The following is a 13,300-nucleotide window of genomic DNA, read 5'->3' as shown; positions in this document are numbered from 1 at the left end:
ATGGCGTCTCAATGGCGCCTCAATTGAGCTTCAATCGCGGGCTTCAATCGCGCCCGGGCCACAGCGCCTCGACGGTCTCGGCGGGCAAATCGGGCGCGGTGCCTGAAATCTGCGCGGCGATCAGACGCGCCGAGCCCAGCGCGAGCGCCCAGCCGGCCGGCCCGTGGCCCGCGTTGACGTAGAGGCGCGCATGCCCGGCGTTGCCCGCCGCCGGCAGGCCATCGGCGGAAAGCAGCTTCATGCCTTCCCACGCGAGCGCCGCGGAAATGCGCGCGGCACCCGGCGCCCAATCGCGCGAGGCCTCGCCAAGCAGGGCGAGGGCTTCCTCGGTGAGCGCCTCGGGCAGCGCTTCGTCGAGTTCCTTCACGCGCTGGAGCACCGCGCCGCCCGAGATGCGCAGCCGGTGGTTCGTGCGCGTGATCGCGATGCGCCGTGCGGCGTCGATCAGCGTCGTATGGGGCGCGCACTCCTCGTGCGCGACCGGGGCGTTCAGTGTGTGGATGCGAACCGGATAGAACGGCAGCTTGAAGCCGAGCGGCGCGAGCAGCTTCGGCGTTTGCGCGCCGGCCGCGACGACCACGGCATCGGCGGAAATCACTTCGACTTCGCGTTTGCGGGCCACCTCGTCGGGGCGCGGCGCGAGCTCCACGGCCGCACGTGTGTTCTCGAGGCGGATCGCGCTCACGGTGCGCCCGGTCTGGAACTGCACGCCGCCGAGCGTATCGAGCTCCTGCTTGAGCTGCTTGATGAAGAGCGGGCAGTTGGCCACGCGCGCGTGGTCGAAGCGTATGGCGCCCGCGAACGGCGGATCGGCGGGAATCGTGGGTTCGGACGCCACGCACTCGTGCGGCGTGAGCACGTGGTGGGGCGTCTCGAATTGGCGCAGCAGTTCCAGCGCGGGCTGCGTGAGCGACCACTCGTCGCTGCCGCGCACGAGGTAAAGCAGGCCTTCGCGCTGCTCGTATTCGAGCCCGAAGCGGCCTTCGGCGTCGTCGAGCACGCTTTGGGCCGATTCGATGAGCGGGCGCAGCAGCGTATAGCGCGCGGCGAAGGCTTCGGAGCCGTGCAGGGCCGCGAGGCGCTTCACGAAGGAGCGCGCATGGCCGGTGAAGCCGGTCTTGCAGATCACCCCGCCCGACGACTGCCGGCCGTTGCGCAGGAAAGTGGGCCCGAACCAGACGTCGAGCGGCGTTGGCAGCACGATGCCGCTATGACCGTAGCTCGCGCCTTGCGCAACGGTGGCGTGGCGCTCGATCACGCAGACGCGATGGCCCGCCGCGCGCAACTGATAGGCGGTGGCGACGCCGGCGACTCCGCCGCCAATGACGATGACATCCATGACGATTTGATCTGCTGGCAGGCGGCGCGCCGAGGGGCGAAGGCGCCCTGCCGAAGAGGGTGAGGCATGCGGCGCGGGTTGTCGCGCCGATCGGGTGAAACGCGCAATCATAGCAGCCAAACCGGCCCGATCGCCATGTGCGTTGCCGGCGCGCACCCATGCAGGCGTCGCGGGCATCGGCATCCGGAGCACGGCAGGCCTGGCGTTCCGCGGCCGCCCGATACCGGCCACTGGCCGGGCGCGCCGGCGCGTCAAGTATCGCGAAAATGTCGATGACGCCATGCGGATCATCGCGGCGCCATACGTCCGTGTCACGAAAAGGCGCACGAGCGTGCCGCTTCCAGCGCGTCGCGCCTGCCTCGAAGGGCGGCCGGAAGGGGGCTTCCGGGTTATAATCGCGGTCTCCTTTCATCGCCCGATGTCGACCCGACGTCACCGCCTGCGTGCGGCGCTTCGCCACCCTGCGAGACGCCCATGGAAGGCGAAGGCGCGACGCAACTCCGACGCAACCTCGACGCAACGCCCCAGTCCATGGCCCACTTCTCGTGTTTCCCCGGTGCTTCGGCCCTTTCCGACTTCCGTCAGACCCGCCTGCTCGACACGCTCCAGCGTATCGATGCCAATATCGTCGGCGTGCACGGCCAGTTTTTGCACTTCGTCAACTCGGCCACGCCGCTTTCCGCTGACGACAGCGCGAAGATCGAAGCGCTGATGCACTACGGCGCGCCGTTCGCGGCCCCGCAGGAGCGCGGCAGCGCGGTCACGTTCCTCGTCGTGCCGCGCTTCGGCACGGTCTCGCCGTGGGCGAGCAAGGCCACCGACATCGCCCATCACTGCGGCCTCGAGCAGGTGCGCCGCATCGAGCGTGGCGTCGAGTACACGGTGACGCTCAAGAGCGGCCTGCTGGGCGGCAAGAAGACGCTCTCGGACGAGGCGCACGCCGCCGTCGCCGCAGCGCTGCACGACCGCATGACCGAGAGCGTGGCGGCTTCGCGCGACCAGGCGCTGCATCTGTTCGACGAACTGCCGGCGCGTCCGATGCAGACCGTCGACGTGCTCGGTCACGGCCGCAAGGCGCTGGAAACGGCCAACGGCGAACTGGGCCTCGCGCTCGCCGACGACGAAATCGACTATCTCGTCGACAATTTCACGAAGCTCGGCCGCAACCCGACCGACGTCGAACTGATGATGTTCGCGCAGGCCAACAGCGAGCACTGCCGTCACAAGATCTTCAACGCGAGCTGGACGATCGACGGCCAGGACCAGGACCTGTCGCTCTTCGCGATGATCCGCAACACCGAAAAGGTGAGCCCGCAGGGCACCATCGTCGCGTACTCGGATAACTCGTCGATCATGGAAGGCGCGGTTGCGGAACGCTGGTTCCCGCGCAAGAGCAATGCCGGGGTTGGCACTGCGGGCACTGCGGGCACGCCGGGCGAACAATACGGCCGCCACACCGAACTCACGCACACGCTGATGAAGGTGGAGACGCACAACCACCCGACCGCGATCTCGCCGTTCGCCGGCGCGGCCACGGGCTCGGGCGGCGAAATCCGCGACGAAGGCGCGACGGGCCGCGGCGCGCGTCCGAAGGCCGGCCTCACGGGCTTCACGGTCTCGAATCTCGACTTGCCCGACGCGCGTGAGACGTGGGAAAACGCCCGCGACGCGGCCACGCCGCTCGCGCACCGCAATCCCGCCGACGCCAGCGAGGCTTATGGCCGTCCGGACCGCATCGCCTCGCCGCTGCAGATCATGATCGACGGGCCGCTCGGCGGCGCCGCGTTCAACAACGAATTCGGCCGCCCGAACCTCGGCGGCTACTTCCGCACTTACGAGCAGAACGTCGCGGGCACCGTGCGCGGCTATCACAAGCCGATCATGATCGCGGGCGGCATCGGCAATATCAGCGCGAAGCTCACGCACAAGCTGGATCTGCCCGCAGGCACGCTGCTGATCCAGATCGGCGGCCCCGGCATGCGCATCGGCATGGGCGGTGGCGCGGCCAGCTCGATGGCCACGGGCACGAACACCGCTGAACTCGACTTCGACTCGGTGCAGCGCGGCAACCCGGAAATCGAGCGTCGCGCGCAGGAAGTCATCAACGGGTGCTGGCAGCTAGGCGAAGCCAACCCGATCCTCTCGATTCACGACGTGGGCGCGGGCGGTCTGTCGAACGCGTTCCCGGAACTCGTCGACGGCGCCGACAAGGGCGCGCGCTTCGAGATGCGCAAGGTGCAGCTCGAAGAGTCGGGGCTCTCGCCGCGCGAGATCTGGTCGAACGAATCGCAGGAGCGTTACGTCCTCGCGATCCCGCCCGCCGATCTGCCGATGTTCGAGGCGATCTGCAAGCGCGAGCGCTGCCCGTTCGCCGTGGTGGGCGTGGCGACCGCGGAGCGCGAACTGAAGCTGATCGATACCGACGAAGCCGCGCTCGCCGCGAACGGCGGTCATCAGCCCGTCGACATGCCGATGGACATCCTGCTCGGTAAGCCGCCGCGCATGCACCGCAACGTCGAGCACGCGAGCGTGCCGCTCACGCCGGTCGAAGTCACGGGCGTCTCGCTCGACGAAGTCGCGAAGAGCGTGCTGCGCAATCCCACTGTGGGCAGCAAGTCCTTCCTCATCACCATCGGCGACCGTTCGGTGGGCGGCACGAGCGTGCGCGACCAGATGGTTGGCCCGTGGCAGGTGCCGGTGGCCGACTGCGCGATCACGGCGCTCGACTACGCGGGCTACAAGGGCGAAGCGATGACGATGGCCGAGCGCACGCCGCTCGCCGTGATCGATGCGCCCGCATCGGGCCGCATGGCAGTGGGCGAGGCGATCACCAATATCGCGAGCGCGCCCATTCTGTCGCTCGACAAGCTCAAGCTCTCGGCGAACTGGATGGCCGCGTGCGGCGCGCCGGGCGAGGACGCCGCGCTCTACGACACCGTGAAGGCGATCGGCATGGAGCTGTGCCCGGCGCTGGGCATCGGCATTCCGGTGGGCAAGGATTCGCTCTCGATGCGCACGAAGTGGAACGACGAAGGCGTCGCGAAGGAAGTGGTCGCGCCGGTCTCGCTCATCATTTCCGCGTTCGCGCCGGTCGAGGACGTGCGCCGTCACCTCACGCCGCAACTGCGCCGCGTGGATGAAGTGGGCGAGTCGGTGCTGATCGCGATCGATCTGGGCCGTGGCAAGAACCGTATGGGCGGCAGCATCTTTGCACAGGTCACGCAGCAGGTCGGCGACGCGGTGCCCGACGTCGATAGCGCCGAAGACCTCAAGCAGTTCTTCACCGCAATCCAGCAGCTCAATGCGAACGAGCAACTGCTCGCGTACCACGACCGCTCGGACGGCGGCCTGTGGGCGACGGTCTGCGAAATGGCGTTCGCGGGCCATACGGGCGTCACGTTGAACGTCGACATGCTCACGCTCGATAGCGAGCACGAATCCGATTACGGCGACGCGAAGGACTGGGCGAAGCAGACGAGCGGCCGCCGCGAAGACCGCACGCTGCGCGCGCTGTTCTCCGAAGAACTGGGTGCCGTGATCCAGGTGCCGGCGCAGCAGCGCGATGCCGTGATGGCTGTGCTGCGCACGCACGGGCTTTCGGTTTGCTCGCACGTAATCGGTTCGCTGAATAACCGCGACTCGATCGAAATCTATCGCGACGCCAAGCGCATCTACGAAGCGCCGCGCGCCGAACTGCATCGCGTGTGGAGCGAAGTGAGCTGGCGCATCGCGCGTCTGCGCGACAACCCCGCGTGCGCCGATGCCGAATACGACGCGCTGCTCGACGCCGCCGATCCGGGCATGCAGCCGCATCTCACGTTCGACCCGGCTGCGGACGTGGCCGCGCCGTTCATCGGCAAGGGTGCGCGTCCGCGTGTGGCGATCCTGCGCGAGCAGGGCGTGAACTCGCACCTCGAAACGGCTTATGCGTTCGATCGCGCCGGTTTCGACGCCCACGACGTGCACATGAGCGACCTGCTCGAAGGCCGCGCCACGCTCGCCGATTTCGCGGGCGCGGTGGCCTGCGGCGGCTTCTCGTACGGCGACGTGCTGGGCGCGGGCGAGGGCTGGGCCAAGACGATCCGCTTCAACGCGAAGCTCGCGGACATGTTCGCAGCGTTCTTCGCGCGCCAGGATACGTTCGCGCTCGGCATCTGCAACGGCTGCCAGATGCTATCGAGCCTCGCTTCGATGATCCCGGGCGCCGAGGCCTGGCCGAAGTTCACGCGCAACAAGTCGGAGCAGTTCGAAGCGCGCTTCTCGCTCGTGGAAGTGCAGAGCTCGCCGTCGATCTTCTTCAACGGCATGGAAGGCTCGCGCATTCCGGTCGCGGTCGCGCACGGCGAGGGTTTCGCGGACTTCTCGCAGCAGGGCGACCTCTCGAAGGTGGCCGTGGCGATGCGTTATGTCGACCATCGTGGCCAGGCCACCGAAGGCTATCCGTTCAACCCGAACGGCTCGCCGCAGGGCATCACCTCGGTCACGACGCCAGATGGCCGCTTCACGGTGCTGATGCCGCACACCGAGCGCGTGCAGCGCACGGTGACGATGAGCTGGCATCCGGAAGGCTGGGGCGAGGCGAGCCCGTGGCTGCGCGCGTTCCAGAACGCACGCAAGTGGCTCGGTTAAGCCGCGCTGCGGTTCGGCCGTCACGCTGACGGCTCTGTCGAGGTCGAAAGACCCCGGCCACGCCCCGAATCTGAGGCGTGGCCGGGGTCTTTGCACATGGGTGCCCGGAACACTCGCACTTCTCCACGCGCAGCAAATATTGGCTTGCGGCGAATATCGCTTTTATTCGCCGCATTCTGTGCGGTGAATGGCTTGTCGCTGCGACGAATACGACGCATAATCGCCGCATGAATAGCGGCGATTATGCCTACGTCTGGCAGGCCGATGACTGGCCGCACTGGCGCTACGACCTGGCGAAACTGGCCGAGCCCTTGGCGGAGGCTAGCCGTGCCCAAGGTTTATTGGCGGGCCGCCTGGCCGATGTTGGCATGCTGCTTCGTGACCAGGCCAGCCTCGTGGCTTTGACCGACGATGTGGTCAAGACGAGCGAGATCGAAGGCGAGCAGCTCAACGTCGCATCGGTTCGGTCGTCAATCGCGCGTCGTCTGGGCGTGGACATTGGCGCGCTAGCGCCGGTGGATCGCCACGTGGAAGGCGTGGTCGAGATGGTGCTCGACGCGACTGCGAACAGCTTGGCACCGGTCACCAGAGAGCGTCTTTTGGGATGGCACGCCGCGTTGTTTCCGACCGGCTATGCGGGTCTATCCCGAATCAACGTCGGTGGTTGGCGCGACGATGCCAGCGGCCCGATGCAGGTGGTATCCGGGCCGATCGGCCGTCAGCGTGTACACTTCGAAGCGCCACCAGCCGATCGGCTAGAGGCCGAAATGCGCCGCTTCCTCGACTGGATCAACGGTTCCGTAAAAGAGCCACCGTTGATCCGGGCCGCTCTCGGCCATCTATGGTTCGTCACATTGCACCCGTTCGACGATGGCAACGGCCGCGTGGCACGAGCCATCGGTGACTTGTTGCTCGCGCGCGCGGATGGCAGCCCACAACGCTTCTACAGTTTGTCGGCGCAAATCCAGAGAGAGCGCAAGGCGTACTACGATATTCTGGAGCGCACGCAAAAGCGGTCGATGGATATCACGGAGTGGTTCGCCTGGTTTCTCGATGCCCTGCGCCGTGCAATCGATCAGGCGCAGTTCACGCTCGACACCGTGCTGGCCAAAGCAGGTTTCTGGCGTCACTGGGCCACAACGCCGTTCAATGAACGGCAGATCAAGTTGCTCAACAAACTGCTCGATGGGTTTGAGGGCAAGCTCACCAGCGGCAAGTGGGCGGCCATTGCCAAGTGTTCATCCGATACCGCGTTACGCGATATCAACGATCTGCTGACGCGCGGCGTGCTGCGCAAAGCAGAAGGCGGTGGTCGCAGCACGAGCTATGAGCTGAATGCTCTGCCGAAGTAACGGCACTCTTATCAGTTGCTAATGTCGCGCTCCGGCGAGACAACAAAAAACCCCGCGCCTTCCAGGTCGCGGGGTTTTTCGCTTTGCTTTTCTTCGCAGCCAGAAGCTGCAACTTGAGCCTTACTGAATCCTGGCCTTGTCGCGCAGTTGCTTCTCGAACGCGAGCAGCTTTTGCTGCTGCAGTTGCTGCACGATCTGCGGGCGCACCTGCTCGAGCGGCGGCGGTGCGATGTCGCGAATGTCGTCCACGCGGATGATGTGCCAGCCGAATTGCGTGTGCACCGGCGTATCGGTGACCTGGCCTTTCTGCAGATGCGTCGCGGCATCGGCGAATTCCGGCACGTAGGCCTTCGGATCCGACCAGTCGAGATCGCCGCCGTTCTTGGCCGAACCCGGGTCCTTCGAGTACTGCTTCGCAAGGTCTTCGAAGCTCGCGCCTCCCTTGATCTTCGCGATCAGATCCTTCGCCTGCTGCTCGTTGTCCACGAGGATGTGATGCAGGTGGTACTCCTTGCCGCCCGCGCCTTGCGTGAGCTTGTCGTACATGGCCTTGACTTCGGCGTCGGTGGGTTGGTTGTTCTTGAGGAAGTCCTCGATCCACGCATGCAGGACGACCTGCTGCTGGGCCATCGCCAGTTGGCCCTTCACGTCCGGACGGTTCGGAATGCCGAGGCGCGCCGCTTCCTGCATCAGCACTTCGCGGTTGATGAGTTCGTCACGCACAGCCTTTTGCAGGTCCGGCGTGTCTTGCTGGCCCTGGGCCACGACCTGGGCAACCAGCGCGTCGGCGCGCGACTTCGGGATCGGCGTGCCGTTCACAACGGCGACGTTTTGCGCAAAGGCGGGAGCCGCCGCAAACGCAGCCAGCAACACCCAGAGACGGGTCTTCTTCAAAGTCATCGAAAAGTCCTAACGGGGCGAACTAAAAAAGTGGGGATTAGCGGGGCGCCTGGCAGGGCGCGCTTAGCGGGGCAACGCTGCCGCTTCTTCGGGCGTGAGCGCCGTGATCGCGAGCGCGTGAATGCCGCGCTGCATGGCTTCGGCCAGCGCATCATACACCATGCGATGCCTTGCCACGCGGGCTTTCCCCGCGAATGCGGCCGCAACGATCGTGACGTGATAGTGGCCTCCAGCGGCGGCGCCGGCGTGGCCCGCATGCTGTGCGCTGTCGTCGCGCACGGCGATCGATTCGACCGGCGCGAGCGCTGCCGTGAGGCGCGTTTCGATCAGCGCCATGCGCTCCGCGGGACTTGCATGGAGAAAAGCGTCGCTCATTCTTCTTCCTTCATATAACGCGAGAGCCACAGGCTCTGGCCGACGATGAACACAACGAGAATGCCCGTCGCGCCAAAGAGCTTGAAGTCGACCCACGCATCGGTGGAGAAATGGTACGCGACGAACAGATTAAGGATGCCGAGCAGCGCGAAGAAAATCGACCAGACGAAGTTCAACTGCGTCCAGATGCGCGACGGCAGGCTGATCTGCTTGCCCATCATCGCTTCGATGAGGTTTTTGCCGAACGCCACCTGCGAGACCAGCAGCACGACCGAGAAGGCCCAGTAGAGCACCGTGGGCTTCCACTTGATGAAGGTCTCGTCGTGCAGCATGAGCGTGGCGCCGCCGAAGACGACGACGATGCCCAGACTCAGCCACAGCATGGGGTCGACCTTGCGGTGGCGGAACGCCACCCACGCGATCTGCGCAAGCGTTGCGACGATCGCGACGGCGGTGGCCGTGAAGATGCCCCACACCTTGAAGGCGACGAAGAACAGGATGATCGGGAACAGATCAAACAGAAATTTCATATCGGCCTGGAAGTTGACGAATTGACCCGCAAAAAGAGGGCGCGACGCATTCGATCTTGCGTCACACCCCGTGCGGGACGCGAGCGTGCCTCGCTCGCGCTCACTTGGGCTCGAATTGTAGCGCAGCCGAATTGATGCAATACCGGAGGCCGGTCGGGGCCGGACCGTCTTCGAACACATGGCCCAGGTGTGCGCCGCAGTTCTTGCAGCGCACTTCGATGCGCAGCATGCCGTGCGAGCGGTCCGTGCGCTCCTCGATCACTTCGCCGTCGATCGGGCGGAAGTAGCTCGGCCAGCCGCAGCCGGCGTCGAATTTCGTATCCGACTCGAAGAGCGGCGTGCCGCAGCACACGCAGTCATATACGCCGCGCTCGGTGTGGTCCCAGTACTTGCCCGTGAAGGGGCGTTCGGTGGCTGCGTGGCGCGTGACCTGGTACTGCGCGTCCGAGAGTTGTTTGCGCCACTCGGCGTCGGGCTTGTGACCGGGGTAGGCGTCGGAGTTGTGATCGTCCTGGCTCATGTCGGTTTCCTATGGGGGCGAATCTAAGGGAGCAAATGCAGTGGAATGCGCAAAGCGTGCCGTGGATGGGGGCTCGCTCACGAAGAGCAACTGACTTCGAGCGAGCTCGCCCAGTCGGGCGGCAACGCGGCGTAGGTTTCGTGCCCGGGCTGCTCGTCGAACGGATGCTTCAGCACGTTCGCGAGTCGTTCGACTTCGCTGAAATCTTTCTGCGCGGCGCGCTCGATGGCGGTTTGCGCGAGGTGATTGCGCAGCACGTATTTCGGGTTCACGCGATCCATCGCCGTGGCGCGCGCGGCGTCATCGCGCGTTTCGCGTGCGAGGCGCGCGCGATAGTCCACAGCCCAGGTGTCGAACGCGGCGCGATCGAGGAACAGGTCGCGCACGGACGTGTCGCCGCGCGCATCGTGCTTCGAGACGCGCGCGAGGTGGCGGAACGTCAGCGTGAAGTCGGCGCGGTTCGCATGCATGATTTCGAAGAGGCGGTCCGCGAGCGCATCGTCGCCTTCGTGCGCGTGTTCAAGGCCGAGCTTCGCGCGCATACGTGTTTCCAGCGCGGGTGCGAAGTGCCCCTTGAAGCGTTCGAGCACGCCTTGCGCGTCGGCCACGCAGCGCTCGCCGCGCGCCTTTTCGTCGGCAATTTCGTAGTGCGCGCCGAAGAGCGGCAGCAGCGCCTGCGCAAGGCAGAACAGATTCCAGTACGCGATCTGCGGCTGCATGCGGTACGCGTAGCGGCCCTGCGAATCGGAGTGGTTGCAGATGTGATTCGCGTCGAAGCCGTCGATGAAACCGAACGGACCATAATCGATCGTGAGGCCGAGGATCGACATGTTGTCGGTATTCATCACGCCATGGCAAAAGCCCACGGCCTGCCATTCGACCATCAGCGCCGCCGTGTTGCGCACGGCTTCGTCGAGCAGTGCGAGATACGGATCGTCGGCTTCGCGCAGATGCGGATAGAAGCGGTCGATCACGTGATCCGCGAGCGCGCGCAGCGCCTCTACGTTGTCGTGCGAATAGAAGTGCTCGAAGTGGCCGAAGCGCACGAAGCTCGGCGACACGCGCGTGACGACCGCGGCGGTTTCGATCTCTTCGCGGCGCACCGGCTGGTCCGAGCCGATCACGGTCAGCGCGCGTGTGGTGGGAATGCCGAGATGATGTATCGCCTCGGAGCACAGGAATTCGCGGATCGACGAGCGCAGCACTGCGCGCCCATCGCCCATGCGCGAATACGGCGTGCGGCCCGCGCCCTTGAGCTGCACCTCGTTGCGCTTTCCTGCGTGCTCGATCTCGCCGAGCATGAGTGCGCGTCCGTCGCCTAGCTGGCCTGCCCAGACGCCGAACTGGTGTCCCGAGTAGACGCTCGCATACGACATCGTCGAAGGGGTTCGCTCGCGCGTGAAGTTGCCGCAGAAATACTCGGCGAACGCGGGATCGGAAACCGCTTCAGGATCGAGGCCGAGCAGCGCGGCGGTCTCCTTTGCGAAGCCCACCACGTAGGGCGCGGGCAGCGGTGCGCCGGGCAGCCGCGTATGGAAGGCCGCGCCAAGGGCGGCGAACGTGTCGTCGCGCGGCACGGCGAGCGCGCGTTCGAAGTCGGCGAGTGGGCCGTTTGCCGGCGCACGCGGGGCGGTCGAGCCGCCGTTTGAGTCAGTTTGGCCTGGTGAAAACGACATATTGAGCGCCTGTTGAATAGCCGATATTGTAAATCCGCGCCCGCCGGCGTGCAGGACGCCGCCCGGACCCGGGCCGCACATGCTTTTGCGGCTTCCCACATGCCGCGCCGAGGCCGGCGAACACCGCGCCATCCCATACAAAATTCTGGCATTCGAGTCGAGGAGACCGCTGACCATGACCGCGACCACCGCGCCGCTGTTGGGACAAATGATGGACGTGCCGCTCCTCGTGTCGTCGCTGATCGCGCATGCGGCGCGCCATCACGGCAGCACGCAGATCGTGTCGCGGCGCATCGAAGGCGACGTGCATCGCTACACGTATCGCGAGTGCGAAGCGCGCTCGAAGCAACTGGCGCAGGCGCTCGTTGCGCTAGGCGTCGAGCCGGGCGAGCGTATCGGCACGCTGGCGTGGAACGGCTATCGGCACCTGGAGGCGTACTTCGGCGTGGCCGGTTTCGGCGCCGTGTGCCACACCGTCAATCCGCGTCTCTTTCCCGAGCAGATCGCGTGGATCGTCAACCACGCGGAGGACCGCTACGTCCTCTTCGACACCACATTCGCCGCGCTCGTCGACACGCTCGCGCCGCAATGCCCCGAGGTGCGCGGCTGGATCGCGCTGTGCGACGAAGCGCATCTGCCGACGATGCGCACGCCGGTGCTCTGCTACGAAACGCTGCTCGCGGCGCAGGACGGTCAATTCGAATGGCCCTTGCTCGACGAACGCAGCGCGTCGGGTCTTTGCTACACCTCCGGCACCACGGGCAACCCAAAGGGCGCGCTCTATACGCATCGCTCGGCGGTGCTGCATGCCTATGGTGCGTCGATGCCCGATGCGATGGGCTTCTCGGCGTGCGACGCCATCTTGCCCGTCGTGCCGATGTTTCATGTGAATGCGTGGGGCGTTCCGCATGCGGCGCCGCTCGCCGGCACGAAGCTCGTGCTGCCCGGCAAGGATCTCGACGGCAAGTCGCTCTACGAACTCATGGAAGCCGAGGGCGTGACCTGCTCGGCCGGCGTGCCGACGGTGTGGCTCGGCCTGCTCGCGTATATGCGCGGGGCGGGCGTGAAGTTCTCCACGCTCAAGCGCACGGTGATCGGTGGCTCGGCGTGTCCGCCGGCCATGCTGCGCACTTACGAAGACGACTACGGCGTGCAGGTGATCCACGCGTGGGGCATGACCGAGATGTCGCCGCTCGGCACGCTCTCGAAGCTCAACTGGGCGCAGTCGCAGCGTCCGCTCGAGGCGCAACGCGCGTTGCTCGAAAAGCAGGGGCGCGTGATTTTTGGCGTCGACATGAAGATCGTCGGCGACGATGGGCGCGAGTTGCCCTGGGACGGCGTGGCGTTCGGCGATCTTTACGTGCGCGGGCCGTGGGTTATCGAGCGCTACTTCAAACAGGAAAGCGGCTCGCCGCTCGTGGACGGCTGGTTCCCGACCGGCGACGTCGCGACCATCGACCCCGACGGCTTCCTGCAAATCACGGACCGCAGCAAGGACGTGATCAAGTCGGGCGGCGAGTGGATCAGCTCGATCGAGCTCGAGAACATCGCGGTGGCGCATCCGGCCATCGCGGAGGCGGCTTGCATTGCCTGTGTGCATCCGCGCTGGACCGAGCGGCCGCTGATCGTCGCGGTGAAGAAGCCGGGCGCCGATGTCACGCGCGAGGAACTGCTGGCGTATTTCCAGGGCAAGGTGGTGAAGTGGTGGCTGCCCGATGACGTCGTGTTCGTCGACGAGCTTCCGCATACGGCCACCGGCAAACTCCAGAAGCTCAAGCTGCGCGAGCAGTTCCGCAATCATGTGCTGCCGAGTGCGCTGGAGGCGGGCGACCAGTGCCCACTCGATCCGCACGAGCCACCCGATGCGAACAAGGGCGCAGCCGGCAGCGCCACGGACAGCACGAAATCGGCCGCCATGCGCGGCTAGCGCGCCGCACGCGCTCGACAGCACTCGTACACAGCGCAGCCTTCGGGCTGCG

9 protein-coding genes are annotated in these 13,300 nt (G+C 65.9%); 3 read left to right on the top strand and 6 right to left on the bottom strand.

Features of this window, described 5'->3' with window-relative positions:
- Window positions 1-43: 43 nt before the first annotated feature.
- Entirely contained in the window at window positions 44-1,339 is a 1,296-nt protein-coding gene (locus L5014_RS10275; RefSeq protein WP_238463525.1) for an FAD-dependent oxidoreductase, read from the bottom strand.
- 531 nt (window positions 1,340-1,870) lie between these two features.
- Here L5014_RS10275 and purL point away from each other — a divergent pair.
- Window positions 1,871-5,968, top strand: a complete 4,098-nt coding sequence (gene purL / locus L5014_RS10270) for a phosphoribosylformylglycinamidine synthase (RefSeq protein ID WP_238463706.1) — start codon at window positions 1,871-1,873, stop codon at window positions 5,966-5,968.
- A 227-nt stretch (window positions 5,969-6,195) separates the two neighbouring features.
- Window positions 6,196-7,320, top strand: coding sequence for a Fic family protein (locus tag L5014_RS10265; RefSeq protein WP_238463705.1), 1,125 nt, complete (start codon window positions 6,196-6,198; stop codon window positions 7,318-7,320).
- Window positions 7,321-7,440: 120 nt separating this feature from the next.
- Here L5014_RS10265 and L5014_RS10260 read toward each other — a convergent pair whose 3' ends face one another.
- From L5014_RS10260 to L5014_RS10240, 5 genes are all read right to left on the bottom strand, one after another.
- Window positions 7,441-8,220, bottom strand: coding sequence for a peptidylprolyl isomerase (locus L5014_RS10260; RefSeq protein ID WP_238463524.1), 780 nt, complete (start codon window positions 8,218-8,220; stop codon window positions 7,441-7,443).
- Between the two features lie 63 nt (window positions 8,221-8,283).
- Window positions 8,284-8,595 (bottom strand): BolA family protein, encoded by a 312-nt coding sequence (locus L5014_RS10255; protein WP_238463523.1) that lies wholly within the window; start codon window positions 8,593-8,595, stop codon window positions 8,284-8,286.
- Entirely contained in the window at window positions 8,592-9,125 is a 534-nt protein-coding gene (locus L5014_RS10250) for a septation protein A (protein WP_238463522.1), read from the bottom strand. Before L5014_RS10250 ends, L5014_RS10255 begins: the two co-directional genes overlap by 4 nt.
- A 100-nt stretch (window positions 9,126-9,225) precedes the next feature.
- Window positions 9,226-9,645, bottom strand: coding sequence for a peptide-methionine (R)-S-oxide reductase MsrB (gene msrB, locus L5014_RS10245; RefSeq protein ID WP_238463521.1), 420 nt, complete (start codon window positions 9,643-9,645; stop codon window positions 9,226-9,228).
- A 77-nt stretch (window positions 9,646-9,722) separates the two neighbouring features.
- On the bottom strand, window positions 9,723-11,321 hold the full coding sequence (locus L5014_RS10240) for a protein adenylyltransferase SelO (RefSeq protein ID WP_238463520.1): 1,599 nt from the start codon (window positions 11,319-11,321) through the stop codon (window positions 9,723-9,725).
- A gap of 175 nt (window positions 11,322-11,496) precedes the next feature.
- On the opposite strand from L5014_RS10240, the gene L5014_RS10235 reads away from it, so the two are divergent.
- On the top strand, window positions 11,497-13,248 hold the full coding sequence (locus L5014_RS10235) for a 3-(methylthio)propionyl-CoA ligase (RefSeq protein ID WP_274389330.1): 1,752 nt from the start codon (window positions 11,497-11,499) through the stop codon (window positions 13,246-13,248).
- The last annotated feature ends 52 nt before the right edge of the window (window positions 13,249-13,300 follow it).

The sequence above is a fragment of the Paraburkholderia tagetis genome (genome assembly GCF_022213065.1).
In the GTDB taxonomy this organism is placed as follows: Bacteria; Pseudomonadota; Gammaproteobacteria; order Burkholderiales; family Burkholderiaceae; genus Paraburkholderia; species Paraburkholderia tagetis.
Note: the sequence above shows the minus strand (reverse complement) of the source record. Positions and strands in the feature narration are given on the sequence as shown.

What these genes read in the sequence shown, in the direction of transcription:
- L5014_RS10275 (WP_238463525.1), bottom strand. Translation starts at nt 1,339, where the DNA reads ATGGATGTCATCGTCATTGGCGGCGGAGTCGCCGGCGTCGCCACCGCC.
- purL (WP_238463706.1), top strand. Translation starts at nt 1,871, where the DNA reads ATGGCCCACTTCTCGTGTTTCCCCGGTGCTTCGGCCCTTTCCGACTTC.
- L5014_RS10265 (WP_238463705.1), top strand. Translation starts at nt 6,196, where the DNA reads ATGAATAGCGGCGATTATGCCTACGTCTGGCAGGCCGATGACTGGCCG.
- L5014_RS10260 (WP_238463524.1), bottom strand. Translation starts at nt 8,220, where the DNA reads ATGACTTTGAAGAAGACCCGTCTCTGGGTGTTGCTGGCTGCGTTTGCG.
- L5014_RS10255 (WP_238463523.1), bottom strand. Translation starts at nt 8,595, where the DNA reads ATGAGCGACGCTTTTCTCCATGCAAGTCCCGCGGAGCGCATGGCGCTG.
- L5014_RS10250 (WP_238463522.1), bottom strand. Translation starts at nt 9,125, where the DNA reads ATGAAATTTCTGTTTGATCTGTTCCCGATCATCCTGTTCTTCGTCGCC.
- msrB (WP_238463521.1), bottom strand. Translation starts at nt 9,645, where the DNA reads ATGAGCCAGGACGATCACAACTCCGACGCCTACCCCGGTCACAAGCCC.
- L5014_RS10240 (WP_238463520.1), bottom strand. Translation starts at nt 11,321, where the DNA reads ATGTCGTTTTCACCAGGCCAAACTGACTCAAACGGCGGCTCGACCGCC.
- L5014_RS10235 (WP_274389330.1), top strand. Translation starts at nt 11,497, where the DNA reads ATGACCGCGACCACCGCGCCGCTGTTGGGACAAATGATGGACGTGCCG.